This is a genomic window from Aeromonas sp. 600479 (genome assembly GCF_049175515.1).
GTDB classification, from domain to species: Bacteria; Pseudomonadota; Gammaproteobacteria; order Enterobacterales; family Aeromonadaceae; genus Aeromonas; species Aeromonas veronii_A.
In genome coordinates this window covers 1-26,612 of sequence record NZ_JAAKVF010000029.1, presented here as the reverse complement: position 1 = coordinate 26,612, position 26,612 = coordinate 1, and the positions used below count along the sequence as shown (strand labels likewise).

The 26,612-nt window shown below is 56.8% G+C and carries 20 protein-coding genes; 14 read left to right on the top strand and 6 right to left on the bottom strand.

Features of this window, described 5'->3' with window-relative positions:
- Nucleotides 1-130: 130 nt before the first annotated feature.
- Nucleotides 131-688 carry a TMEM165/GDT1 family protein gene (locus G5149_RS20605; RefSeq protein WP_005346773.1) on the bottom strand — a complete coding sequence of 186 codons (558 nt, stop codon included), beginning with the start codon at nucleotides 686-688 and terminating at the stop codon, nucleotides 131-133.
- Between the two features lie 258 nt (nucleotides 689-946).
- Nucleotides 947-1,276 (bottom strand): translation initiation factor, encoded by a 330-nt coding sequence (locus G5149_RS20600; protein WP_421213569.1) that lies wholly within the window; start codon nucleotides 1,274-1,276, stop codon nucleotides 947-949.
- A 119-nt stretch (nucleotides 1,277-1,395) separates the two neighbouring features.
- Here G5149_RS20600 and G5149_RS20595 point away from each other — a divergent pair, with 119 nt between their 5' ends.
- The 3 genes from G5149_RS20595 to G5149_RS20585 are packed head-to-tail and all read left to right on the top strand — an operon-like array spanning nucleotide 1,396 to nucleotide 4,129.
- A complete protein-coding gene (locus G5149_RS20595) occupies nucleotides 1,396-1,623 on the top strand; it encodes a FeoA family protein (protein ID WP_005346768.1) in 228 nt (75 codons plus the stop codon).
- Nucleotides 1,620-3,893: a Fe(2+) transporter permease subunit FeoB gene (feoB, locus tag G5149_RS20590; RefSeq protein WP_421213566.1), complete on the top strand. Its 2,274-nt coding sequence runs from the start codon at nucleotides 1,620-1,622 to the stop codon at nucleotides 3,891-3,893. The genes G5149_RS20595 and feoB overlap by 4 nt, the downstream gene beginning before the upstream one ends.
- Nucleotides 3,890-4,129: a FeoC-like transcriptional regulator gene (locus G5149_RS20585; protein ID WP_005346763.1), complete on the top strand. Its 240-nt coding sequence runs from the start codon at nucleotides 3,890-3,892 to the stop codon at nucleotides 4,127-4,129. Before feoB ends, G5149_RS20585 begins: the two co-directional genes overlap by 4 nt.
- 99 nt (nucleotides 4,130-4,228) lie before the next feature.
- Here the strand turns inward: G5149_RS20585 and G5149_RS20580 are convergent, their stop codons facing one another.
- Together G5149_RS20580 and G5149_RS20575 are read right to left on the bottom strand one after the other, a co-directional pair.
- Nucleotides 4,229-4,879: a DUF2913 family protein gene (locus G5149_RS20580; protein ID WP_421213564.1), complete on the bottom strand. Its 651-nt coding sequence runs from the start codon at nucleotides 4,877-4,879 to the stop codon at nucleotides 4,229-4,231.
- 98 nt (nucleotides 4,880-4,977) lie between these two features.
- The gene (locus G5149_RS20575; protein WP_064341970.1) at nucleotides 4,978-6,273 is read right to left on the bottom strand and encodes a DEAD/DEAH box helicase; all 1,296 of its coding nucleotides are present in this window, start codon (nucleotides 6,271-6,273) and stop codon (nucleotides 4,978-4,980) included.
- Nucleotides 6,274-6,559: 286 nt separating this feature from the next.
- On the opposite strand from G5149_RS20575, the gene G5149_RS20570 reads away from it, so the two are divergent.
- The 4 genes from G5149_RS20570 (at nucleotide 6,560) to G5149_RS20555 (ending at nucleotide 9,721) form a co-directional block, all read left to right on the top strand.
- The gene (locus G5149_RS20570; protein WP_076494811.1) at nucleotides 6,560-7,138 is read left to right on the top strand and encodes an O-methyltransferase; all 579 of its coding nucleotides are present in this window, start codon (nucleotides 6,560-6,562) and stop codon (nucleotides 7,136-7,138) included.
- Between the two features lie 337 nt (nucleotides 7,139-7,475).
- A complete protein-coding gene (locus G5149_RS20565; RefSeq protein ID WP_139441836.1) occupies nucleotides 7,476-8,249 on the top strand; it encodes an amino acid ABC transporter substrate-binding protein in 774 nt (257 codons plus the stop codon).
- 57 nt (nucleotides 8,250-8,306) lie between these two features.
- A complete protein-coding gene (locus tag G5149_RS20560; RefSeq protein WP_421213561.1) occupies nucleotides 8,307-8,963 on the top strand; it encodes an amino acid ABC transporter permease in 657 nt (218 codons plus the stop codon).
- Nucleotides 8,960-9,721, top strand: a complete 762-nt coding sequence (locus G5149_RS20555) for an amino acid ABC transporter ATP-binding protein (RefSeq protein ID WP_042056191.1) — start codon at nucleotides 8,960-8,962, stop codon at nucleotides 9,719-9,721. The genes G5149_RS20560 and G5149_RS20555 overlap by 4 nt, the downstream gene beginning before the upstream one ends.
- Before the next feature lie 140 nt (nucleotides 9,722-9,861).
- Here the strand turns inward: G5149_RS20555 and G5149_RS20550 are convergent, their stop codons facing one another.
- Together G5149_RS20550 and gltB are read right to left on the bottom strand one after the other, a co-directional pair.
- Nucleotides 9,862-11,277 carry an FAD-dependent oxidoreductase gene (locus tag G5149_RS20550; protein WP_005346752.1) on the bottom strand — a complete coding sequence of 472 codons (1,416 nt, stop codon included), beginning with the start codon at nucleotides 11,275-11,277 and terminating at the stop codon, nucleotides 9,862-9,864.
- Nucleotides 11,278-11,289: 12 nt separating this feature from the next.
- Nucleotides 11,290-15,747, bottom strand: a complete 4,458-nt coding sequence (gene gltB, locus G5149_RS20545) for a glutamate synthase large subunit (protein ID WP_421213558.1) — start codon at nucleotides 15,745-15,747, stop codon at nucleotides 11,290-11,292.
- A gap of 610 nt (nucleotides 15,748-16,357) precedes the next feature.
- Here gltB and G5149_RS20540 point away from each other — a divergent pair.
- The 7 genes from G5149_RS20540 to G5149_RS20510 form a co-directional block, all read left to right on the top strand.
- Nucleotides 16,358-17,287 (top strand): TIGR01212 family radical SAM protein, encoded by a 930-nt coding sequence (locus tag G5149_RS20540; RefSeq protein WP_421213556.1) that lies wholly within the window; start codon nucleotides 16,358-16,360, stop codon nucleotides 17,285-17,287.
- A 377-nt stretch (nucleotides 17,288-17,664) separates the two neighbouring features.
- Nucleotides 17,665-19,809 (top strand): type I secretion system permease/ATPase, encoded by a 2,145-nt coding sequence (locus tag G5149_RS20535; protein ID WP_335844055.1) that lies wholly within the window; start codon nucleotides 17,665-17,667, stop codon nucleotides 19,807-19,809.
- Nucleotides 19,802-21,235, top strand: coding sequence for an HlyD family type I secretion periplasmic adaptor subunit (locus tag G5149_RS20530; RefSeq protein ID WP_203117815.1), 1,434 nt, complete (start codon nucleotides 19,802-19,804; stop codon nucleotides 21,233-21,235). The genes G5149_RS20535 and G5149_RS20530 overlap by 8 nt, the downstream gene beginning before the upstream one ends.
- Nucleotides 21,236-21,272: 37 nt before the next feature.
- The gene (locus G5149_RS20525; RefSeq protein WP_005346740.1) at nucleotides 21,273-22,598 is read left to right on the top strand and encodes a TolC family outer membrane protein; all 1,326 of its coding nucleotides are present in this window, start codon (nucleotides 21,273-21,275) and stop codon (nucleotides 22,596-22,598) included.
- 135 nt (nucleotides 22,599-22,733) lie between these two features.
- Nucleotides 22,734-23,486: a transglutaminase-like cysteine peptidase gene (locus G5149_RS20520; RefSeq protein WP_337072857.1), complete on the top strand. Its 753-nt coding sequence runs from the start codon at nucleotides 22,734-22,736 to the stop codon at nucleotides 23,484-23,486.
- Nucleotides 23,487-23,489: 3 nt separating this feature from the next.
- The gene (locus G5149_RS20515; RefSeq protein WP_042056178.1) at nucleotides 23,490-25,415 is read left to right on the top strand and encodes an EAL domain-containing protein; all 1,926 of its coding nucleotides are present in this window, start codon (nucleotides 23,490-23,492) and stop codon (nucleotides 25,413-25,415) included.
- A gap of 269 nt (nucleotides 25,416-25,684) precedes the next feature.
- Nucleotides 25,685-26,612: retention module-containing protein (locus G5149_RS20510; RefSeq protein WP_421213554.1), on the top strand; the 928-nt coding region annotated here is incomplete at its 3' end.

Below are 26,612 nucleotides of genomic sequence, written 5' to 3'. Positions count from 1 at the left end.
GTCCGTTTCACACCTTGTCCCATCCGGTTCTCCATTTATTGGGAGGAAAGGTGTAAACCATATTCAGGACGGGACATAACAAACAAAAAAGCCCTCCACAGGGGAGGGCTTGGTCATCGGATACGGGCCATCAGGCGAAGATCAGGGTGCTCACTCCGAGGCCGACGAAGAGGATGGCGCAGGCGATGCGGATCCCCTTGAGTGGCAGCTTGTCCGCCCCCAGCTTGCCGATCAGCACCACAGGCACGTTGGCCAGCATCATGCCGAGGGTCGTCCCGGTAATGACCTGCACCAGCGAGTCATACTTGGCGGCCAGCAGCACGGTGGCAATCTGGGTCTTGTCGCCAATCTCGGCGATGAAGAAGAGCACGAAGGTGGCCATAAAGGGGCCGTATTTATCCAGCGGGCTCTCCTCGTCATCCATCTTGTCCGGCACCAAAATCCAGATAGCCATGGCAATAAAGGCGATGGCGACCAGCCAGGTCATTATCTTGGGATCGAGCCAGCGACTGATAAACTCGCCAATCCAGGCGGCCCCCGCATGGTTGAGCAGGGTAGCCGCCAGCATGCCGGCGATGATGGGCCAGGGCTTGCGAAAACGACAGATGAGCAGCAACGCCAACAGCTGGGTTTTATCGCCGATTTCTGCAATAGCGACGCTGAGGGTTGAGGTTAACAAGGCTTCCATAAAAATGACCGGGGGACGGAATTGTTATAAACCAAAGACAAGCCTGCGCCATCCGTCCCCGGTATTGGCACTGGCCCGTCAAAGGTCTTGTCAAATCCATGACTGACATGGATCACCCTGACCATGGTGAGTTGGCACCAAGTATGTTGATCAGGGTCGCAAGCCGGTATTTATGCATCGATAGAACCGGCGTGCGAGACTACTCCCCCTCGATGGGAGCGGGCATTCTAGGGAAAAACCGCATGGGTGACAAGGGGATCAACCACCCACCAGCTTGACGCTGAAACCGGCTTTCTCCAGTTCGGCTTTGATCAGGTCTCGTTTATCCCCCTGGATTTCGATCACTCCCTCCTTGATACCACCACCGGTGCCGCACTTTTTCTTGAGCAGGGTGGCCAGGGATTTTTGCTGATCGGCGGGAACGCCATGAATGGTGATCACCCCGGCACCCTTGCGCCCCTTGGTCTCGCGGCGCATACGTACCACTCCGTCGGTCGGGAAGGGGGAGGCGGATTCGGGAGCGCTCTGCTCCTTGATCATGCCGCCATCTGTGCTGTAAACGAGGCGGCTGTTGTTGTCGTGACTCATGGCAATACTTTATGGGTTAGCTAAGCGGAGTTTGATTTTACTCAAATAAAAGTTGAAGACACAGCTTATAATGCCCCAAGTAAAAGAGAATTATTATTGTTTAACTTCAGGAGTCAGTCATGGTACTCACGCAGTTGTCGCCGGGACAGAGTGCTCGCATCAAGAATATGAACCAGCTGGCCCGGCCGCTGCGCCGCAAACTGATGGTGATGGGCTTGCTGCCCCAGACTGAAGTCATCTACTTACGTGCGGCCCCGCTCGGGGACCCATTGCAGATCCAGTGCCAGGGGATCTGTCTCTCCATGCAAAAGAGTCTGGCCCAGCAAATCGAGGTCGAACCGGTATGAACTACTCCCTGGTAACCGTCGGCAACCCCAATAGCGGCAAGACCTCCTTGTTCAACGCCCTGACCGGTGCCCGCCAGCAGGTAGGCAACTGGAGTGGTGTCACTGTCGACAAGAAGATGGGTGAATTCAGCGCGGGTGAGCATCACTTCAAGCTGATGGATCTGCCCGGCATCTATAGCCTGGCGGGTCAGGATGGCAGTCTGGACGAGCAGATCGCCAGCCGCTTTGCCCAGGGCCAACAGCCCGACCTGCTGCTCAACGTCATCGACGCCGCCAATCTGGAGCGCTCCCTCTACCTCACGCTACAACTGCGTGAACTGGGCCTGCCCATGGTGGTGGTGCTCAACAAGCTGGATATCCTGCAAAAGCGCCGCATCGTCATCGATGAGAGCAAGCTCGGCAAATCCCTCGGTTGCCCGGTGGTGGCCCTTTCTGCCCACAACAGCAAGCAGGTTGCCGCCTTCAAGCAGCAGATCCGGCAGTTTATCGGTCAGCCGCAAGCCGCCTTGCAGCTCGATTACGGTCACGAGCTTGAAAACGATCTGGCGGAGCTGGAGACCCTGCTCGCCCCGCATCACCTCACTACCCGTGGCCGCGCCCTGCGCCTGCTGGAAGAGGATGCGGTAATGCAGGAGACCCTGCTGCCCGGTCAGCAGGCGGCCGCCGCCAATGTGGTAGCTCGCGCTCATCAAGGACAGGATATCGACCTGCAACTGGCAGATATCCGCTACGGCCATATCCACCAGTGGGTGCAACAGGCTCGCCAGCAGAAGGGCAAGCTCACCGAGGCCCAGAGCGAGTGGCTGGATCGGGTACTGCTCAATCGCTGGATTGGCATCCCCTTCTTCCTGTTCATCATGTATCTGATGTTCATGTTCGCCATCAAGGTGGGCAGCGCCTTTATCGACTTCTTCGACATCATGGGGGGCGCCCTGTTTGTCGATGGGGTGCACCACCTGCTGGGGCTGGTCAATGCCCCCGAGTGGGTGGGCGCTATTCTGGCTGACGGCTTCGGGGTCGGTTTGCAGACCGTTGCCACCTTTATTCCAGTGATTGGCTGCCTCTATCTGTTCCTCGCGGTGCTGGAGAGCTCCGGCTATCTGGCCCGTGCCGCCTTCGTGGTGGATGCCCTGATGCGCCGCCTCGGCCTGCCGGGAAAGGCGTTCGTGCCGATGCTGATGGGCTTTGGCTGTACCGTCCCCTCGGTGATGGCGACCCGCACCCTTAACTCCGAGCGGGAGCGGCTGATGACCTCCGCCATGGCCCCCTTCATGTCCTGCGGTGCCCGTCTGCCGGTTTACGCCCTGTTTGCGGTGGCTTTCTTCCCCGAGTCAGGCCAGAACCTGGTGTTTGGTCTCTATCTCATCGGCATTCTGGTAGCGGTGCTCACCGGCCTGTTGCTGCGCAATACCCTGCTGCCGGGCAAGAGCGACTCCATGGTGATGGAGATGCCGGATTACGAGTGGCCGCGTCCGGTCAACGTTGCCATCAAGACCTGGCAGAAGCTTAAATCCTTCGTCTTTGGCGCCGGTAAAACCATCGTACTGGTGGTCGCCGTGCTGAGCGTGCTCAACTCGCTGGGGACCGATGGCAGCTTTGGTCATCAGGAGCAGGAGAGCTCGGTACTGAGCAAGATTAGCCAGGCCGTCACGCCGGTGCTGCACCCCATCGGTGTGCGCGATGACAACTGGCAAGCCACGGTCGGTATTGTCACTGGTATCTTCGCCAAAGAGGCGGTGGTCGGTACCCTCAACAGCCTCTACGCCGGTGGTGGCGCAGATGAAGAGGAGGCGAGCGAGTTCTCGCTGGTGGCCAGCTTCCACGAGGCGATCGATGCCGTGGCGGCCAATCTGGCGGAGATCAACCCGAGCGACCCCATGGGGCTTGATGTTGGCAACCTCGACGACCAGAAAGCTGCCGCCGAGGCGCAGGAGGTCGATGTCTCCACCTACGGCAACATGCAGACCCACTTCGATGGGGCGGCCGGAGCCTTTGCCTATCTCTTGTTCGTGCTGCTCTACATGCCTTGCGCCGCCGCCATGGGTGCGCTGGTACGGGAAACCGGTCGCCAGTGGGCGCTCTTTACCGCCGCCTGGTGCAACTATATGGCCTTTATGTGCGCGACCGTCTTCTATCAGGTGGCCACTTTCGCCGCTCATCCTGAGCAGAGCCTGTTCTGGATCGTCAGCTACGGCCTCTCTCTGGTACTGCTCTGGTGGGCCGGTCGTCGTCACGGTGACATCGTCGCCCGCAAGGTGGTGACCTTATGATCCTGCGCGAGCTGGGGGATTACCTCGCCGCGCAGCAGAAGGTGAGCCGGCGCGATCTGGCTCGCCACTTCCACACCTCGGAAGATGCGGTGGAGGCCATGCTCGGCGTCTGGATGCGCAAGGGGCGGGTCATCAAGCGCGAGAGTCGGGTCTGTGGTGGCAGTTGCTGCGGCAAGAGCGAAGAGGTGATGTTCGAGTGGTGTGACGCGGGCCAGATTGGATTCAAGATCCGCTAAACGACTACTCAACCTCATCACCAAACATCGAACAATAAAAAACGGCAGGTCCTGCTTTAAAAGAGGGTCTGCCGTTTTTATTGCTGCAACATGGCGGGATCAGGCGCTCTGGCGGGCCTCGCCCAGCAGTGCCAGCGCCGGTTGGGCGTTGTCCGGCATCAGCCGGTAGGCCTTGTGATGTTTGACCAGGGTGGTTTTCTTGTTGCCCTGGCTCAGCAGCAGGCCGTGCTTGAAGGCCGCCTCGGCCAGCACCTTCTCGTCACCGCGCACATAGAGGGTGAGGGGTTTGACAAGCTCACCGTCCTCGATATGGCCTGCATATTCGCTATGGCTTACCACCAGACTCGCCTGACCGCCCGATTGCAGGCGCAGCTTGGCGTTCACCTCGCTCTCGGTCAGCACCAGCCAGCCTGCCGCCGTCAGATCCTCCAGCAGGGCCGCCAGCTTGGCCCCCAGTTGTTGCGGGTTGGTCATGGCGCACTGGTACTGGAAGGCGATGCGCTCCAGCAATCCCTTGAGATCGGCGCCCGCACCCAGAGTGCGGCCAAGCTGCACCCAAGCTTTCAAATCTTCCATCACCAGACGGGAGAAGCGCTTCTCCTTGAGGGAGTCGGCCATCCAGGTGCAGAGAAAGTGGCTCTCTTGCGCCGGAGTGCGCTTGCCCGCCTTTTGTTCGGCGGTGCGGGCCAGTTCGGCCAGGCTCTGGGTGGCCATCTCGAGCAGAGCCTGATTGTAGGTCGGAGAGGTCATAAGCAATCCTTCAGTTGACCACCAGGGGTCAACACCGATGACAGAGATGGCAAAGGCGCCAGTGGCGCCTTTGCGGTTCAATAGAGCAACTGCCCGCCTTATTTCGGCTGACGGGGCTTCTTGGCGGCGGCCAGACGCTTGAGGCGCTGACCCTGCAGCTTGGCTTCGGCCATCACCTGGGCCACGGCGTTATCTTCACGCTGCGGGCGCTTGCCGAAGCGACGACGCTCTTGCAGCTGTTTGATCAGCTCGTCACGGCTGCTCACCTCATAGCCCGGCACCATGATGCGACGGATCTTCTGGCCGATCAGGGCCTCGATCTCCAGCAGGGTGCGCTCCTCTTCACGGCTGACGAAGGAGATGGCCATGCCGCGCTTGCCGGCACGACCGGTACGACCGATGCGGTGCACGTAATCTTCCGCCAGGAACGGCAGATCATAGTTGACCACGTATTCCAGGCTCGGAATGTCCAGACCACGGGCGGCCACTTCGGTGGCGACCAGTACCCGTACCTTGCCTTCCATGAATTCGCGCAGGGCGCGGCGACGGTTGCCCTGGGCCTTCTCGCCATGGACCACGGCGGACTTGATGCCGTCAAGGTTCAGCTCCTCGACCAGCACATCACAGCTCTCGCGGGTACTGGCGAACACCAGCACCTGCTGCCAGTTCTGCTTGCCAATCAGCTCGGAGAGCAGCTCGCGCTTGCGCTTCTGCTCGACCGGATAGACGGTGTGGCTGACGGTGTCGGCAGTGGAGTTCTGCTTGTTGACGCTGACGATCTGCGGGCGATCCAGCATCAGGTTGGCCAGCTTCTTCACCGCGTCGGAGAAGGTGGCGGAGAAGAGCAGGTTTTGACGGGTCTTGTTGACCGCTTGCAGGATCTTCTGCACATCGGCACTGAAGCCCATGTCGAGGATGCGATCCGCTTCATCCATCACCAGACACTCGACGCCAGAGAGGCTGAGGTTGCAGGCGGTGAGGTGCTCCAACAGACGGCCCGGGGTGGCCACAATGATGTGAGCGCCCGCTTTGAGCTTCTTGGCCTGCACGTCCTGCTTGCCACCGCCGACGATGGTGATGGTGGTGATATCGAGATACTTGGCGAAGTCATTGATGTTGCTCGCCACCTGAGCCGCCAGCTCGCGGGTCGGGGTCAGGATCAGCACACGGGCATTGGAAGGCTGGACCGGCGCCGGATTGTCTACCAGACGCTGCAAGATGGGCAGGGCGAAGGCGGCGGTCTTGCCGGTACCGGTCTGGGCGCTGGCCAGCACATCGCGGCCACGGCGAATGGCCGGGATCGCCTGTTGCTGCACAGGGGTCATCTCCTGATAACCGCAATCTGAGACAGCACGCAAAATCTCGGGGGCAAAATCGAACGATTCAAATCTCATAATGGGTTCCTGTGTTCCAGCTGGGCTGTGTTTGGCTTGGTTAGCTCGGCATGAGCGAGACGGAGGTTGTAACCACCGACGGCTGCGCCTGACATCAAGTCAGAGAGTGAGCCGGAAAATGGCGGGCGCGAAGTGTAACAGATAGACGTCACAAATTCTGCCTCAAATGGTTGTCCTTTTCTCATCCTTTGTGGTGTGAATGGTGGTTGAAAGCAATCATTTGACTCCCAAATGCCAAGCTTAGATGCGTGGCTAATGGTTTTGGGCAAGGACGAAAGGGATATCGATGGAACTGGAACAGTTAAAACGCCAGCTGGAGCAGCTTGGCGAGCGCAATGACAGCATGCAGCAGGCTCGACACCGCAAGCTGCTCAATATCACCCGCGACACGGGGGAGTTGCTGTCAGTGCTGGTGCAGACCCGTGGGGCGCAGGCGGTGCTGGAGATTGGCACCTCCAATGGTTACTCCACGCTTTGGCTGGCAGAAGCTGTGCGTCGGCTGGAGGGGCACGTGACCACCATTGAGCTGGATGAGGATAAGCGCGTGCTGGCCCATGACAACTTTCAGCAGGCAGGGCTGGCCCCCTGGGTAACCTTGCTGGCAGGGGATGCAGGCGAGCTGTTACCGACCTTGCCGCAAGCCGGCTATCAGCTCATCTTCCTCGATTCGGATCGTCAGCACTACCGGGCATGGTGGCCGCAGATCCGCCGCCTGCTGGCACCCCGTGGCCTGCTGGTGGTTGATAACGCCATCTCCCATCGCAGCGAGATGGAGGAGTGGATGAACGAGGTCGGGCAGGATCCGGCCTTTGCCACCTCGCTGGTGCCGGTCGGCAAGGGGGAGTGGCTGGTGGTGCGTTTGTAACAAGGCGATGGCCTGGATTTGGTATCGGGCTGGCAGTGTATGTTTATTCATCATGAATAAACAGTGTGTCCCGCAATCAGTAGCGAATGCGGGACTGCTTTTTCGTTATTCATTATTTCACTTAACATCTTCATATTTCATGGTTTGGTAACGGGAACCTTCGCGTTATTTTTTGCTGGTGCCGCCAAGTGCAATCGTTTATTGACTGTCATCGTATATGTGGCGTGAGCCGATTAAATGGTGCTGGTAGCAGTAGGATTCAAAATAATAATTGCATGGTAATCCGGATTATCGTTGGCAAGCGTGCTGGATGTTTACAAATATAACGAGGTGAATAATGAAAAAACTGCACTCCCTGTTTTTGCTGGCAGCCCTTCCACTGGCTTTGATGACATCGGCGCAAGCCGAGTCCAGCCTCGCCGCTATCCAGAGTGCCGGTGCGATCAAAATCGGCACTGAAGGCGCCTATCCTCCGTTCACCTATCACGACAAGAGCGGCAAGCTGGTCGGCTTTGATGTGGAGATTGGCGAGCTGATTGCAAAAGGCCTTGGGGTGAAGCCGGAGTTTGTCGAAGGCAAGTGGGATGGTCTCATCGCCGGGGTGGATGCCAAGCGCTACGATCTGGTGCTCAACGAAGTGGCCATCACCCCGGAGCGGCTGAAAAAGTATGATTTTTCAGATCCCTACATCACCTCCAAAGCGGTGATCGTGGTGCACAGCGATAATCACAGCATCAACAGCTTTGCGGATCTGAAGGGTAAGAAATCATCCCAGTCCCTGACTAGCAACTTTGCTCAGCTGGCGAAATCCTCGGGCGCCGAGGTGGTCGCCACCGAGGGCTTCAACCAGTCACTACAGCTGGTGCTGACCGGGCGAGTGGATGCCACCATCAATGACAGCCTCTCGTTCCTCGACTTCAAGAAACAGAAACCGGATGCCAAATTGAGGGTGGCGGCGACCGAGGCGAAGGGGGATCAATCGGCAGTGTTGCTCGCCAAGGGACAGCCGGAATTGCTGGCCGCTATCAATCAGGCACTGCGCACTGCCAAACAGGATGGTAGCTACCAGAAAATATCTCTTAAGTATTTTGGTACTGATGTCTCGCAATAATATTGCCGGAAAATAATAACTAGCGAGGTAATTAACGTGCCAGCCTGGTTGCAGTTAATGATCGACTCTTTTTGGCCCCTGCTTAGAGCGGGGCTTATTTTTACCGTGCCACTGACCCTGATCACCTTTGTCTTGGGAATATTGCTCGGCTTGCTGGTGGCGCTGGCCAGATTATATGGCCCGACACCATTGGTGGCACTGGTTCGTTTTTATGTCTGGCTTATTCGTGGTACGCCGCTGCTGGTGCAGCTCTTTCTGATTTTCTATGGCTTGCCGAGTGCTGGCATTGTGCTGGATACCTTCACCGCCGCGGTGATCGGGTTCACCCTCAACATCGGCGCCTACAGCTCTGAGATCATCCGCGCTACTCTCGCGGCGATCCCGAAAGGGCAGTGGGATGCAGCCTATTCGATTGGCATGAACTGGCCCCAGGTGATGTGGCGGGTGATCCTGCCGCAGGCGGCGCGCATTGCGGTGCCACCGCTTTCCAACACCTTTATTTCGCTGGTGAAGGACACCTCGTTGGCGGCGGCAGTGACCGTGCCTGAGCTGTTTCAGGCGGCCCAGCGGCTCGCCTCTGTCACCTATGAGCCGCTGATCCTTTACATAGAGACGGCCATCATCTACCTGCTGTTTAGCTCGGTGCTCTCCACCTTGCAAGACCGGCTGGAGCGCAAGTTGACCCACAAAGAGACCCGGGAGGTCGCCCTATGATCCGGTTGCGTGGTATCGAGAAGCAGTTTGGCGGGCAGCGGGTGCTCAAGGGGATCGATCTTGCCATGGTGGCGGGCAGTGTGACCGCCCTGATTGGCCCCTCCGGCAGTGGCAAGAGCACCCTGTTGCGCTGTGTCAATGTGCTGGAGCGGCCGGATGCGGGGCACCTGGTGCTGGGGGGGGGCGAACTCGATTTTTCTCACCATCTGCCTCGCCAGAGCGTGCAGGCATTGCGCCAGCAGACCGGCATGGTGTTCCAGAATTTCCAGCTGTTCCCGCATATGACGGTGCTGGAAAACGTTATCGAGGGATTGGTGACCGTGTTGAAGTGGCCAAGAGCGAAAGCGGAGGTGCGAGGCTTGCAACTGCTCGACAAGGTGGGGCTCAGGCACAAGGCCGAGGCGGTGCCTGCCACCCTCTCCGGTGGCCAGCAGCAGCGGGTTGCCATTGCGAGGGCGCTGGCGCCATCGCCCAAGGTACTGCTCTGTGATGAACCCACCTCGGCGCTGGATCCCGAGCTTGCCCAGGAGGTGGTGACCGTGCTGCGCCAGCTGGCCCGCGAGGGAACCACCATGCTGATTGCTACCCACGATCTGCGGCTGGCAGCCCAGATAGCGCAGCAGGTGATCTTTCTGGAGGCGGGTGAGGTGGTGGAAGCAGGCAGCGCACGCCAGATGTTCACCACTCCCAAGCGGGCGCGTACCTTCGAGTACATCTCCACCCTCACCGAGCGGTTGCCGGAGAGCTGGAGCATCTAGCCGCTCCCCGGACGGGAGTGATAGGTGACAAGTCGCCAGCGAGAACTCCTGGCCTTAAATTCCGAGCCTTAAATTCCTAGCCTCAAAAGAAGAGCCCCGCACTGGCGGGGCTCTGTTTGGGTTGACTGCGGAAGTGCAGGTTAGACCGCCAGATAGTCCATGATCCCTTCGGCGGCTTTGCGCCCTTCGTAGATGGCGGTCACCACCAGATCGGAGCCACGCACGGCGTCGCCACCGGCGAACACCTTGGGATTGCTGGTCTGGAAGGCATACTCCGCCTGTTCGCGGGCCTTGATGCGATCCCGGTTGTCGAGCTCGATGCCAAACTCCGCCATCCAGGGTTGGGGGTTGGGTTGGAAGCCAAACGCCATCACCACCGCATCGGCAGCCAGCACTTGCTCGGAGCCCTCGATGACCACCGGGTTGCGGCGGCCATTGGCATCAGGTTCACCCAGCTCGGTGCTCACTACCTTGATGCCGACGGTGCGACCGCTGGCATCCAGCTCGACCGCCACCGGTTGCAGGTTGAACATGAACTCAACCCCCTCCTCGCGGGCGTTTTTCACCTCCCGCTTGGAGCCCGGCATGTTCTCCTCGTCGCGGCGATAGGCACAGATCACCTTGGCGGCGCCCTGACGGATAGCGGTACGCACGCAGTCCATGGCGGTATCACCACCGCCCAGTACCACCACCTGCTTGCCGGCGAAGTCGATGTAGTCGGCTTGTGCCTTCTCGAAGCCCAGCAAGCGGTTGGCGTTGGCGATGAGGTAGGGCAGGGCATCATAGACTCCCGGCGCCTCTTCGTTGGCAAAGCCACCCTTCATGTACTTGTAGGTGCCGACCCCGAGGAAGACCGCATCGAACTCGCCGAGCAGGTCGGCGAAGGTGATGTCCTTGCCCACTTCGGTCTCGAGACGAAACTCCACGCCCATCCCCTGGAATATCTCGCGGCGACGCTGCATCACCTCTTTTTCCAGCTTGAAGGAGGGGATGCCAAAGGTGAGCAGGCCGCCGATCTCCGGATATTTGTCAAACACCACCGGGGTGACGCCATTGCGTGCCAGCACGTCGGCACAGGCGAGACCCGCCGGGCCGGCGCCAATAACGGCGACCCGCTTGCCGGTCTTGACCACGTTCGAGAGATCGGGCTTCCAGCCCATCTCGAACGCCTTGTCGGTGATGTACTTTTCGATGTTGCCGATGGTCACCGCGCCGAAGCGATCGTTGAGGGTGCAGGAGCCCTCGCACAGGCGATCCTGCGGGCAGACCCGACCGCACACTTCCGGCAGGCTGTTGGTCTGGTGGGAGAGCTCCACCGCCTCAAGAATGCGCCCCTCTTTGGCCAGTTTCAGCCAGTTGGGGATGTAGTTGTGGACCGGACACTTCCACTCGCAATAGGGGTTGCCGCACTCGAGGCAGCGATCCGCCTGCATCTGTACCTGCGGCTGATTGAAGGACTCGTAGATCTCCACAAACTGGATTTTGCGGATCTTGAGCGGCTTCTTGGGCGGGTCGACCCGCTGCACATCGATAAACTGAAATACGTTCTGGCTCATAGGGTTCCCTCCTTATTGCGCCTGGATTCTGAGTTCTGCACTGGAACGGCTGGTGTGACCCAGCAGCGATTTCACGTCGCTGGACTTGGGTTTGATCAGCCTGAACTTGGGCACATAGGAGTCGAAGTTGGCCAGGATCTCCTCGGCGCGCGAGCTGCCGGTCTCATTGAGGTGCGCCGTGATGATGCCGCGCAGGTGCTCCTGATGGATGGCGAGATCCGCCACGTCCAGCAGTTCCACAAGCTCGGGGTTGGTGCGCTTGGCGAAGTTGCCGCACTCGTCGAGCACGTAGGCAAAGCCGCCGGTCATGCCCGCCGCGAAGTTGACGCCGGTCTGACCGAGCACGGTGACGATGCCGCCGGTCATATATTCACAACCGTTGTCGCCAATCCCCTCGACCACCGCCAAGGCGCCGGAGTTGCGCACCGCGAAACGCTCGCCGGCAGTGCCCGCGGCGTAGAGTTTGCCGCCAGTGGCGCCGTAGAGGCAGGTGTTGCCGATGATGGCCGCTTCATGGGATTTGAACGCCACGCCGACATGGGGCTTGATCACCAGCTTGCCGCCGGTCATCCCCTTGCCCACGTAGTCGTTGGCATCGCCGGTGAGGATCATCTCAAGGCCACCCGCGTTCCAGACGCCGAAGCTCTGGCCTGCGGTGCCGTTGAAGTGCACTTTGACCGGATCCGCCGCCATTCCCTGATTGCCGTGACGTTTGACAATCTCGCCCGAGAGGCGCGCACCCACCGAGCGGTCGGTGTTGCGAATGTCGTAGCGGAACTCGCCACCGCTTGAGGTTTCCACCGCTTCCAGCAGATCTTCCACCATTTTCAGGTTGAGCGGCCCCTTGTCGAAGGTGGGGTTGTGCTGCTGGCTGAAGAGGCTGGAACCTGCCGGTGCTACCGGACGGGCCAGAATGCCAGAGAGATCCAGCTTGGCCTGACGAGCGGTGAGGCCGGGCAGGGCTTCCAGCAGATCGGTGCGGCCAATCAGGTCGGTCAGCTGGGTGACGCCGAGCTGGGCCATCAGCTCGCGGGTCTCTTCGGCGATGAACTTGAAGTAGTTCATCACCATCTCCGGCAGGCCGGTAAAGTGCTCGCGACGCAGCTTCTCATCCTGAGTGGCAACGCCGGTGGCGCAGTTGTTCAGGTGGCAAATACGCAGGTATTTGCAACCGAGCGCCACCATGGGGCCGGTGCCAAAGCCGAAGCTCTCGGCGCCGAGGATGGCCGCCTTGATGATGTCGAGGCCGGTTTTGAGACCACCATCCACCTGCAGCCGCACCTTATGGCGCAGACCGTTGGCGACCAGCGCCTGTTGGGTCTCGGCCAGACCCAGCTCCCACGGGGAGCCGGCATATTTGACCGAGGTGAGGGGGCTCGCGCCAGTGCCACCGTCATAACCGGAGATGGTGATGAAGTCGGCATAGGCCTTGGCCACGCCGCAGGCAATGGTGCCAACGCCGGGTTCGGAGACCAGTTTCACCGACACCAGACAGCTCGGGTTGATCTGCTTGATATCGAAGATGAGCTGGGCCAGATCCTCGATGGAGTAAATGTCGTGATGCGGCGGCGGTGAAATCAGGGTCACGCCGGGCACGGAATAACGCAGCTGGGCGATCTGGGCGGTGACCTTGTCACCGGGCAGCTGGCCACCCTCGCCGGGCTTGGCACCCTGCGCCACCTTGATCTGCACTACATCGGCGTTCATCAGGTAGTGGGGGGTGACACCGAATCGGCCGGAAGCCACCTGCTTGATGCGGGAGTTCTTCTCGGTACCGAAGCGCTTGGGATCCTCGCCCCCTTCACCGGAGTTGCTCTGACCGCCGAGGCGGTTCATGGCGACAGCCAGCGCCTCGTGGGCTTCAGGGCCGAGGGCGCCGATGGACATGGCGGCGGAGTCGAAGCGGGGGAACAGCTTGTCGGCTGGCTCAACCTGATCCAGCGCGACCGGATTGTCGACTTTTTTCAGGGCCAGCAGATCGCGCAGGGTGGCAACCGGGCGCTCGTTCACCAGACGGGCGTACTCCTTGTAATCGGCATAGTTGCCGGAGCGCACCGCGGTTTGCAGGGTCTGCACCACATCCGGGTTGTAGGTGTGGTACTCGCCGCCGTGGACGAACTTGAGCAGGCCGCCATGGGGGAGGGGCTTGCGCACCAGCCATGCCTGACGGGCCAGATTGTGCTGATCCTGCTGGATGTCGGCAAAATCGGCACCCTGAATACGGCTCGATACGCCGCGGAAGCAGGTATCGACCACCGATTTGGCCAGACCCACTGCTTCAAACAGCTGGGAGCAGCGGTAGCTGGCGACCGTGCTGATGCCCATCTTGGACATCACCTTGTAGAGCCCCTTGTTGATGCCGTTGCGATAGTTGACCATCGCCTGGCGCAGGGACATGGTGAGCACGCCCTCTTCAACCTGTTTGGCCAGGGTTTCGTAGGCGAGATAGGGGTAGATGGCGGTCGCGCCAAAGCCCAGCAGCACCGAGAAGTGGTGCGGGTCACGGCAGCTTGCAGTTTCCACCAGAATGTTGGCGTCGCAGCGCAGGTTGTTGTCCACCAGGGTGCGCTGCACTGCACCCACCGCCATGGCGGCCGGGATCGGCAGGGTGTCGGCGCTGATGTCGCGGTCCGACAGCACCAGCAGCACTGTACCGCTCCTGGCGGCAGCCTTGGCCTCCTCGCAGATGCGCAGGATGGCGGCCTCCAGCCCCTCTTCGGGCTTGAAGTTGAGGCTGATCACCTTGTGGCGGTAGTACTCCCCCTCCAGTGCCAGCAGTTGGTGGAAGTCGGAGTAGAGCAGGATCGGCGACTGGAACAGCACCCGGTGGGCGTGGCCGAAGGTCTCGTTGAAGACGTTCTGCTCGCGACCGATACAGGTGGCCAGCGACATCACGTGGTTCTCCCGCAGCGGATCGATGGGCGGGTTGGTCACCTGGGCAAACATCTGGCGGAAGTAGTCATAAAGGGTGCGCGGGCCGGAGGAGAGCACCGCCATCGGGGTATCATCTCCCATGGAGCCCACCGCTTCCTGACCGTTCTCACCGAGTACCCGGATGATCTGATCCAGCTCCTCGAAGGAGTAGCCAAACAGCTTCTGATAGGTTTTCAGCTGGTCGTCGGAGAACTCGCGGCTACCGGTCTGGCTGTCGTCCATCTGCTCGAAGGGGACCAGTCGGCGGCAGTGTTTATCCATCCACTGTTTGTAGGTGTGGCGGGTCTTGAGATCGTCATCGATCTCGAAGCTGGTCCACACCTTGCCGTTGCTGGTATCCACCACGAACAGCTCGCCCGGGCCGACCCGGCCCTTCTCCAGCACTTCGTCCGGGGTGTAGTCCCAGGTGCCAACTTCGGAGGCGAGGGTGATGAACTTGTCCTTGGTGATGACGTAGCGGGCCGGACGCAGACCGTTGCGATCTAGTGCGCAGGTGGCGTAGCGACCGTCGGTCATGACGATACCGGCCGGGCCGTCCCACGGCTCCATGTGCATGGAGTTGAAGTCGTAGAAGGCGCGCAGGTCGTCATCCATGTTCGGGTGTTTTTGCCATGCAGGCGGGATCAACAGGCGCATGGCGCGGAACAGGTCCATACCACCGGCGAGGAAGAGATCCAGCATGTTGTCGAGGCTGGAGGAGTCAGAGCCGGTGGTGTTGACGAAGGGAGCCGCTTCCTGCAAATCGGGAATGAGCGGCGTCGCAAACTTGTAGCTGCGTGCCTTGGCCCACTGGCGGTTGCCGGCGATGGTGTTGATCTCGCCGTTGTGGGCCAGATAGCGAAACGGCTGCGCCAGCGGCCAGCGCGGGCTGGTGTTGGTGGAGAAGCGCTGGTGGAAGACGCATATGGCCGCCTGCATACGGATGTCGGCGAGATCCAGATAGAAGCGCGGCAAGTCCACCGGCATGCACAGCCCTTTATAGACGGTGACCAGGTTGGAGAGGCTGACCACATAGAAGTAGTCGTCGTTGACGCGCTTTTCGATGCGGCGGCGCACGATATAGAGACGGCGCTCGAGATCCTTGTCGACCCAGCCGGGGGGGGCGTTGACAAAGACCTGTTCAATGCTGGGCAGGGAGGCTTTGGCGATGGTACCCAGTACGTTGGTATCGACGGGCACCTTGCGCCAGCCGACCAAACTCAGGGTCTCTTTTTCCAGCTCTTCGTCGATGATGTCGCGGGTCTGCTGGGCCAATACGGGGTCAGGGTTGAGAAACAGCATGCCGACCGCATAGTTGCGGCCAAGGTGCCATCCCTTCTCCTCGGCGACAGCCCTGAAGAAGCTGTCCGGTTTTTGCAGCAGCAGACCGCAACCATCGCCGGTCTTGCCATCGGCGGAGATCCCGCCGCGGTGCTGCATGCGAGCCAATGCTGACATCGCGAGACGGACAAGCTTGTGGCTGGCTTCCCCTTCCATGTGGGCCAACAGGCCGAAGCCACAGTTATCCCTCTCCAGCTTTGGATCATATAGTGACATTGCATTTCTCCCTTGCTCGGCCTTGTATCGCACAGTCATCACCTGACTGCATAAATTGCGATTGGCTCTTGTGGTTCCGTCTGCCTGACGTGGCGAATCTCCAAACTAATGGGATTTTCTGGCGAGGTCAATCGCAGGTCAGGTTTGTCTTCATGGTTACATTCGCATAACAAAATGTCGGGTTAGGGGGATTAGCTCGAAGTTATGGAGTGTTTATTCTGTGTACTTTGATTTTGTTGGTTAAATATATCGCCATTGACGGGCTCAATGGTGCGCTCGGCGACGATGGGCGAATGTAGTAATTTTACCAACCCTATGCTACCGAGAGCGGAAGGGATCACATTTTCAATATCCCATGCTTGCAATTGTGTGTTGTCGGGTCTCTTTGAATTTTTCATTGTTCAACAGTGGGTTATCAGGTCTCATTTTCATATGGATGTTTACTGTTTGAATCGTCAAAGAACTGTAAAAATCCTTTTTTGCGCTTTTTCTCTATATTTATTCAAAATTGGTCGGGTATTTATATGTTTTACCCTCTCCGCTAGCTTGATCCAGCTCAGCCCCTGTTTTGCGCAAGCTCGTACAATGGCGCTCCTTTAGCGGAGGTGTCATGCAGTTACACGAACTCGTCAATACATTCGGTCAGGATCTCAAGCAGCGTCATGGTCAGAAGATCCACAAACTCTCCATCCACGGGGCCTTCACCTGCCCGAACCGTGACGGCACCCTGGGCCGCGGTGGCTGCACCTTCTGCAATGTATCCTCTTTTGCTGACGAGTCGACTCAGCAACTCTCCGTGGTGCAACAACTGCTGGCTCGCCGGGACGAAGTCACCCGTGCCAAGCGCTATCTTGCCTACTTTCAGGCCTATACCAGTACCTATGCCGAGGTCGAATATCTGCAGCGGATGTATGAAGAGGCGCTGTCGGTGAGCGATATGGTGGGGCTCTGCGTGGGCACTCGCCCCGATTGCGTACCGGATGCGGTGCTGGATCTGTTGGCGGGCTATCAGGCCCGGGGTTACGAGGTGTGGCTGGAGCTCGGGCTGCAAAGTGCCAATGACAAGACCCTGCAACGGATCAACCGCGGCCACGGTTATGCCGCCTATGAGGATGCGGTAAGACGTGCCCATCAGCGCGGCATCAAGGTATGTGCTCATCTGATCGTCGGCCTGCCGGGCGAGGTGCCAATGGACAGCCTCGATACCCTGCATCGTATCGTTGAGACCGGTGTTGAGGGGATCAAGCTGCATCCGCTTCATGTAGTAGAGGGCAGTACTCTTGGCAAAGCGTGGCAGGCGGGGCGCCTTGAGGTATTGACGCTGGAGCAGTATGTGGAGGCGGCCGTTGCCATGATCCAGCACACGCCTCCCGAAGTGGTGTATCACCGGATTTCGGCCTCCGCTCGTCGTCCGACTCTTTTGGCGCCAGTCTGGTGTGAAAACCGCTGGACGGCCATGGCGGACATTGCCAAAGCACTCTCATTGAGCGGCCCGCAAGGTCACGCGTTGGGCAGACCCTTCATACTTCCTGACCTATAATTGAGCGCCAGATTATTATTTTCACGTAAAACATAGGGTTATATAAAAAACTTCATACCCTAAACTATAGTTTTGGTACGTGCCGGTTGATATAGTGGTGCGCCATAATAAATGTCATTATCAATTAACTCCGGCATTCACCCTGATTGCAGTGTTAGCATGGTGTTGATGAGCCGATTATTTTTACCAATAACGAATCATGCCGCCATTGCTGCTGTGCCGGGAAATTGGGGATGAGTGTCGCGATCTATCTGGACAGGTTTATCCCCTGATCAGTCTCATCAGCGGGAAGGCCACTCGGTTTTAGCGTGGCTATAGCAGGGAAATATGAGCGATGAACGCTCTTATCTACCTCATTTATGCAGTGACAGGATGCTATGCAAGCAGAAACAAGTCGTATTGATGAGTTATTGGAGTGTCTGGTCTTCTTGACCCGCTTTTATGGTGTGCCCAACAGCCAAGATGCCCTGACGACCGGGTTGCCACTGGTCTCCGGGCGCCTGACTACCGCACTCTTTTGCCGTGCTGCCGAGCGGGGCGGGTTATCCGCCCGTGAAGTGATACAGCCACTGGCCGATATTTCTCCCTTGCTGCTGCCTTGTGTATTGCAGATGCGCAATGGTGGCGCCTGCATTTTGCTGGAGTGGAACGAAGATCGCAGCCAAGGGAAAGTGATTTTCCCGCAGGCAGGTGATGCAGCCCAATGGCTAACCGCAGCCCAGTTGGGTGATGAGTATCTGGGGCGCCTCTTCTACGTGAAGAAGCAGTTCAAGTTTGACGAGCGCTCTCCCAAGGTGTTGGAAACCCGTGATGGACACTGGTTCTGGAGCACCTTGTTCGAATCCCGCGGCATCTATCGCGATGTGCTTATTGCCTCCATTCTGATCAACCTGTTTGCCATTGCCAGCCCCCTTTTTACCATGAACGTCTATGACAAGATTGTGCCCAATCTGGCATTTGATTCACTCTGGGTGCTGGCGGTCGGGGCCATGGTGGTCTTTACCTTCGATTTTGTGATGCGGCAGCTACGCAGTTACTTTATCGATATCGCCGGAAAAAAGTCCGATGTGCTGCTGTCGGCCAAGATTTTCGCCAAGGTGATGGGCATGCGGATGGAGTCTCGCCCCGCTTCCACCGGCGCGTTCGCCAAACATCTGCAGGAGTTTGAATCGGTGCGGGAGTTTTTCACCTCCGCGACGGTTTCTACTCTTATCGATCTGCCCTTTGCCATCTTCTTCCTCTTTATTATCTGGATGTTTGCCGGCGTGATGGTGGTGGTCCCTATCGTCGCCATGCTGATCCTGATCGCTTACAGTTTTTATATTCAGGAGCCCCTCAAGCAGTCCATCGAAGAGGGATCACGTCTTGCATCCCAGAAGAACGCCAACCTGATTGAAAGTATTTCCGGGCTGGAAACCGTCAAAATTTTCGGTGCGGAGAGCATGTTCCAGCATCGCTGGGAACAGGCTGTCTCTCATATTTCCACCTGGGGCGTACAGACCCGCCGTATTACCAACTCCATGTCTTCACTGGCTAGTTATATCCAGCAGGTGGTGACGGTCGGTCTGGTGATCGTCGGTGTTTACCAGATCTCCGAAGGCTTGGTCACTATGGGTGGCATGATTGCCGCCGTGATGCTCTCCAGCCGTGCCATTGCGCCCATGGTACAACTCTCGGTGTTGTCGACCCGTTATAACCAGGCCAAGTCTGCACTGGATATTCTGGAAAAAATCATGCAAACCCCGGGGGAGCAGGAGGAGGGCAAGCAATATATCCATCATCCGGTGCTTGCCGGTCGAATTGAATTCGAGAATGTTTCGTTCAAATATCCGGGAATGGAAACTAGCACTCTGCACAATATCAATTTGCGCATTCAGCCGGGCGAAAAGGTGGCGATTATCGGTCGGATTGGGGCGGGTAAAACGACCCTTGAGAAGCTGTTGATGGGGCTGTATCGACCGACCGATGGTTCTGTTCGCCTCGATGGTTTTGAAATCGACCAGCTGCCTCCGTCAGTGATCCGCCGCAATATCGGCTGTGTACCGCAAGATGTCATTCTCTTCTTTGGCTCCGTGCGAGACAATATCATGCTGGGTAATCCGCTGGTGGATGACGTGAGAGTCTTGCGCGCCGCCAAGCGGGCGGGTGTTACCAACTTTACCAACCGCGATCCCAACGGGCTGGATCGGCAGATAGGCGAGGGTGGCCGTCAGCTTTCCGGTGGCCAGCGTCAGTCGATCCTTCTGGCACGCGCCCTGCTTAATGATCCCCCAATTCTGGTGATGGATGAGCCGACCTCCAACATGGACAACCAGTCCGAGATGCAGGTCAAACAGGAGCTTGCCAGACTGGGCCCGGAAACCACATTGATCCTCATCACTCACAAAACCTCGATGCTGGATGTGGCATCGCGAGTGATCGTCATCGAGCAGGGACAGATAGTGGCTGATGGCCCCAAAGAGGTGGTGTTACAGCAGTTGAAGGAAGGCAAAGTGCGCGTGCAGGAGGTGTCCCATGGTTAAGGGGCTCATGGACTGGTTCAAGCGCAGCAAAAAGGCGCCTTCCGGCGATGTATTGCCGGCGCCCGAGCATCTGGAGTTTGTCGATGACGGTGCGGCAGCTGTGCTGCTCACCACGCCGACCGGTGCCCGCATCCTGTTGTGGTGTTGTTTCCTCTTTTTCATGAGTGCCATCGTCTGGGCGGCCTGGGCTGAGCTGGATGAAGTCACCGTGGGTCAGGGCAAAGTTATTCCGTCACGCCAGCTGCAGGTGATCCAGAACCTGGAAGGGGGGATCGTCAAAGAGATCTTCGTCAAAGAGGGGGATATCGTCGAAAAGGGGCAGCCGCTGCTGCGTATTGATGACACCCGTTTCCGCTCCGATTTTAGAGAACGGGAGCAGGAGGTGGTAACTCTCAAGGGGGATGTGGCTCGTCTGCGGGCCGAGATGGCCAGCGTCGAGGTGAAAAACGACCCGGCACTGGGGTGGCGTGAGCAGGTCGTGGTAGGCGAAGCGCCAATCCAGTTCCCCGATGGTTATGAAACCGTCTTTGCCGAATATGCGCACCGTGAGCGCTCTGTACAGCGGGATCGCCTCAATAACCTGAAGAACCAGCTCTATATTCTTGGTCAGCAAATCGAACAGAAAGAGCAGGAGCTGATTGAACTGAATGCCAAGATCCGCACTGTGAATCGCAGTGTGGATCTGGCCAGACAAGAGCTGAATATTAGCCGTCCCCTGGCGAAAGAGGGCATAGTGCCGCAAGTGGAGCTAATCAAGCTGGAACGGCAGGTTAACGAAATGCAGGGGGAACTGGAGAGTAACCGTCTGCTGATCCCAAAACTCAATTCGGTGCTGCGTGAGACCATCTCCAAGCGTAATGATATTGCGCTGAAGTTCAGGGCAGACTCCCAGACTGAACTGAATGAGAAGCAAGGGCGACTTGGCCAGTTGTCAGAAGGGCAGGTTGGCTTGCGAGACAGGGTTGACCGAACCAGCGTAATTGCTCCGCTCAAAGGAACCATCAAGAAGCTCAAGATCAACACGTTGGGCGGTGTGGTTCAGCCCGGCATGGATCTAATGGAGATTGTGCCGCTGGAGGATACCTTGCTGGTAGAAGCCAAGGTGTCACCGAAAGATATCGCCTTCCTGCGACCGGGGCTGGATGCTATCGTCAAAATTACTGCCTACGACTTTACAATCTATGGAGGATTGCATGGCAAGGTTGAACAGATAAGTGCTGATTCGATCCAGGATGAGGAGGGGAACTCCTTTTATCTGGTTCGGGTTCGGACAGAGAAGAGTTACTTGGGCGATGAGCTTAACGCACTTCCCATCATCCCCGGTATGTTAGCCAGTGCTGATATCATTACTGGTAAAAAAAGTGTCCTAGACTATTTGCTTAAGCCGATCTTACGGGCAAAGCAGTCGGCACTGAGAGAACGATAAGCCAACAATCTAAAAACAAAACATGACTGGAGATAACATGAAAAAAACGATTGTTGCCATGCTGGTCAGTGGCTGCACCCTGATCCCGAGTTTGGGTCAGGCTCAGACTCTGGAAGAGTCGGTGGCACAGACACTTGCTACGCATCCCAAGATCAAGGAAGCGTTTGATCTGTATCAGGCACGACTCTATCAGCATGATGGAGCCAAGGGTGGCTATTATCCTACGATCGATCTGCGTGGTGGCGTAGGCTATGAAAAAACTGACAGCCCTTCTACCCGTGCTGCCAGCGCCAACAGCAATATCGATGATTCCATGACTCGCAAGGAGGCTGGACTCAGTTTGCGGCAAATGTTGTTTGATGGCTTTGATGTCAGCAACAACGTCTCCCGAACTGAAGCTGAAGCCAATGCCCAGCGTCTGGCGATGATCTCCGAAGCTGAAAATACCGCGCTGCGAGTAGCTGAGGTCTACCTCAATATGCTGCGCCAGCAGGAGATCCTGGAACTCTCCAAACAGAACCTGGAAACCCACGAACAGATTCGCAGCGACATCAGCAAGCGGACTGATTCAGGGCTTGGCTCTACTGCGGATCAGACCCAGATTGAAGGTCGTGTTGCCCGAGCCTATTCAAATCAGGCCGCTGCTGAAAACAACTATCGCGACGCAGAGAGTGAATTTATTCGTGTCGTGAACGAGGTGCCCAAAGATCTGGTACAGCCGGTTCCCAATACCGAGCTTATACCGACCAGCCTCGATAGTGCGCTGAAAACAGCGACCGAAGTCCACCCGACCCTGCTCTCTTCCCTGCAGGATATCGAAGCGGCCAAGTATCAACATGAAGGCGCCAAATCCGGTTTCTACCCGAATGTAACATTCGAGGTCGATCAGAACTGGAATGAGGATATCGATGCGGTCAAAGGGCGCAACGATGATCTGACCGCAATGGTGCGCATGCGTTACAACCTGTTCCGTGGCGGTTCTGATGTGGCAGAGAGCAATGCAACATCGGCGCTCTACTCTCAGGCGAAAGACATTCATTTGAATGCGTTTCGCCAGGTTGAGGAAGGCACTCGTCTGGCCTGGAACGCGAAAGAGTCGCTGGCCAAGCAGAAGACCTTCCTGAAAGAGCATGTTGACGCCAGCTATGACACCGTACAGGCATACAAGAAGCAGTTTGGTTTGGGTCAACGGACATTGCTGGACGTATTGAACACCGAGAACGAATTGTTCGAGGCGCGTCGCAGCTATATCACTGCCGAGTATGATGCACTGCTGGCTGACTATCGCATTCTCAACGCGACAGGCAGTCTGCTCAATGCATTTAGCGTCAAACAACCCGCTGAATGGCAGGCCAGGCAATAACTGTTTGTTCATGATCCCGCAGGGATGATGAACGCCAACATGGTGACTGCTGCTGGCAGTCACCATGTTTGGCTAACGCAGGTTGTTGTACGAGCTTTGAGGAGTGCAGCAGTAATAATGCAGCAGGAATATGATGTGACACTCCAGCGCGGAACCGGTAGCCGATGGTGTTATCTTCTCAATGAATGGAGATACAGATCCCTACGCGCTCTGCGCCACTCCTTATGGATCCTGCTGCTACCCTTCTCACTTCTGCTCTGTGCCAGTCAGCCTCTGTCACAGGAAGATCTCAACTTGATCAAACGGGCGGAGCAGACCTATGGCGCCAGAGCCGGCAAGCGTGTAACCAGTTGGCGTATGCTGGTCATGGAGACGAAGGGCAGGGCCCTGAGCGAAGAAAAAAAGCTTGAGCGGGTTAATAATTTTTTCAATCGGATGCGTTTTATTGACGATATCAAGTTGTGGCGCAAAAAGGATTATTGGGCAACCCCGCTAGAATTTTTGGGGGCCGCCGGGGGAGACTGTGAAGATTTCAGTATCGCCAAATACTCTACGTTGCTCGAGCTTGGGATCCCGGATGATAAAATGCGGATGGTGTACGTCAAGGCTCTTGATTACAACCAGTTTCACATGGTGGTGGCATATTATGAGACACCCTCTTCCGTTCCGGTTATTTTGGATAATTTGATAGGCTCGATTCGCCCTGCCACACAGCGGCGTGATCTGGTGCCTATTTACAGTTTTAACGGTAGTCACTTGTGGTTGATGAAGGCACGAGGCCAAGGGGAACTGGCTGGTCAATCATCCCGCTTGGGATTATGGAATGATTTACGCAATCGCATGACCTCGGGGCGATTGGCTCGGCCAGTGGTGAATTTGGATGATTAACCTATGACGCTCTATCGACAGTTATTAGCCACCATGCTGCTGCTGTTTGGATTGTTATTTGCGGCCACATACTGGGTGCAATTCAATTCAACCCGCACTTATCTGGCGCAGCAACAGGAAACAACGGTCATCAATACGGCAACCTCGCTGGGGCTTGCGCTCACCCCCTATCTGGAAAACGGTGACAAGGTCGGTGCCGAGTCGGTGATCCAGGCCATTTTTGATGGTGGCTATTATCGACTGGTTCGCCTTGATCTGCTGGCATCAAAGGATGTCATCGAGCAGGAAAATACCAACAATATTCAGGGGGTACCGCGGTGGTTTGTAAATTTGGGACTGTTTCCTGAGGTATCCAACGAGTCAATTCTGACGTCTGGCTGGTTGCAGCTTGGAAAATTAAAAGTAGTGGGTCACCCCGGCCAGGCTTACTACGAGTTGTGGCGGGGGATGAGCGAGCTGGCGAGCTGGTTTCTGGTCGGCTTTTTGATCACCACAATTTTGTTGATGAGAGCACTCAACTACTTGCTCAAGCCACTCAAACAGATCTGTGATCAAGCCGTCGAGATCGAGCTGCACCATTTCGGCCATACGATCCCGGAGCCTAAAACCCATGAATTGAAGCAGGTCGTTCAGGCGATCAACACCCTCTCAAGCAAGTTGGCGCTGCAGTTTAAAGAGCAAGCCGATGAGGCCGAAAAATTGCGTGAGCGGGTTTATGTCGATGCCGTGTCGGGACTGGGCAACAGAGCCTATTTTGTAGGCCAGGTAAACGCATGGATAGCGGAGGCTGGCCAAGGTGGCGTCATGCTGGTTGCGGTCGACATGCTGGATGATATCTATCGCGATGAAGGCTTTGCTGCCCGCGACAACATGGTCAAATCGATAGCTCAGGCTTTGAAAGAGCAATTAAAAGGGTGGGATGGCGCAGCCTTGGCACGGATCTCCGCGACGGAATATGCGCTGCTCTGTCCAACTGACGATCTGACTCAGCTAAAAGAGCTGGCTGAAGTGATTAATAGCCGCATTGCCGATCTGGTGGTGAATCCAATGGGCGAAGGGGATGCGCTCTCCGTCATTGGTATTGCCGGTCGTGATGGCAATGATGATCTCTCCGCCTTGTTGACCAAAGCCGATAATGCGCTTGGCAAGGCGCGTAATGAACGCCGTGGTGCTGTGGTGATGGAAGGAGGCACCGAGCAAGGTTTGATGGGGCGTTTGGCCTGGCGAGATCTGGTACAAGATGCCATTTCACGACAACTTTGGCGCTTTAAAGCTCAACCAGCATGCCGGTTTGATAATGGTGCCAGATTACATGCCGAGCTGTTTGCGTCTATCTCTCGGGATGGCACAGATTATTTTGCCGGTCAGTTCTTGCCCGCGATTGAACAGTTCAAACTGGGTGGCGAGTTTGACCAAGCGGTGCTTGATGCTTGCGTTCCATTACTGCAAAAACAGTCTGATCTGGTACTGGCGATCAACATCACTGCTGGCTCGCTCTGCTCGGATGAATTTTTAACTTGGCTGACGCGCTATCTGACCGAGCATGCAGAGCTGAAAGAGCGGTTGTTATTTGAAATACCTGAAGCTGCCATCATGAAACATAAAGACAACGTGGCTGCGTTGGTGGGCACCTTGCAAGCTCATGGCTTCCAGTGGGGGGTTGACCACTATGGTCGTCACTTCCAGTCTCTGGGCTATCTGGAGGAGTTGTCGCCGGCTTATGTCAAGGTCGATCACGGTTATACCAGTCAGGTCATGGAGCCGGGGGCTGACACCTCATTCCTGGCTGCAGTGTGTCGCGCCGCACACAATGCTGGTGTGACCACCATTGCAACCCGCGTCGAAGATCAACATCAAGTGGAACTGCTTTCCAAGTTGCATATCGATGGTTATCAGGGATTTGTGCATCCTGCCTTCCCCCTATCTTGATTGATATGTGTATTGCAAATTCAGCCCCGAATGGGGCTGTTTTTATATCAATAAATTATGTTTTTTGATTTTTTTATTATTAAATCAACATGGGGTCTATTTGGTTCTCATCATATCGTTATGATTTTAAAAAAGAAAAACTAATCTTTCGATTTTATTCTCTATATCTGTTTGAGAGCAGTCAAATCTATACATTATTGCAACGGAAAAGCACGGTATCTCCCTCTACGGTGTAGACATCAAGATCTGTCACCATTGGAGCAATGGATATGCGTACCCAAATCATCGACAAGTCCGTGGTTGTCTCTGCGATTGAAGGTAATGTGGAGATTGTGCTGGCTGATGGAAGCAGCCGCCCTCTGCAAAGAGGGGAAATTCTCCAACCCGGGGCCAAATTAGCCATAGCGGATGATGCAAAGCTGGCTCTTTCACCTTACGACGATACTCCTGCATCGGATGTTCCAGCAGGTTCCGAGTCTGCTGAATCTGCTCAACCGCAAGTTGCGGCAAGCCAGGAAGGTGCTCCTTCAGATATTGCCGCATTGCAAGAATCTATTCTGCAGGGTGTTGACCCGACTCAAAACTTTGAGGCTTCTGCTGCCGGTGGGGCACCAGCAGCAGGTGGTGGCGGTATTGGTGGGGTAGCGGGAGCAAGCGGCAACGGTGGTTTTGTCACCATTGATAGAACTGGTGATGCGACAATTGCCGAGGCCGGTTTTGATACTAATTATCAGGCTGCTCCCTTTATTAATACAGAGCAAGTGCCTGAACCACTGTTGGAACCAGAGCCAGTAACGAATATATTGCTGGATGAGAGCGAAGTATTTTCGATGGATGAAGATACTGCCGTCAGTGGTGATCTTTTGGTTAACAGTACCAACCCAGATGGCCCCCTGACTCAATCCATCATTAGCTATAGCTGGGGCAGTAATATTGATGTTCCCGCTGGTGTGACATCGATCCTGACTGGGATTGGTACTCTAGTCATCAATAGTGATGGCACTTTTACCTTTACCCCCGCCCCTGACTATTCTGGCGCCGCTCCTACGGTGAGTTATCTGGTCACCGATAGCTCCGATGTTGTTACTTCTACCTTGACACTGACAGTGGCACCACAAGGTGACATCGACTTCAACGTCGAGGCGCTGAATGCGGGTGCGACCGAGACGGATGGCACGGTACAGGTGCTGCTGACCA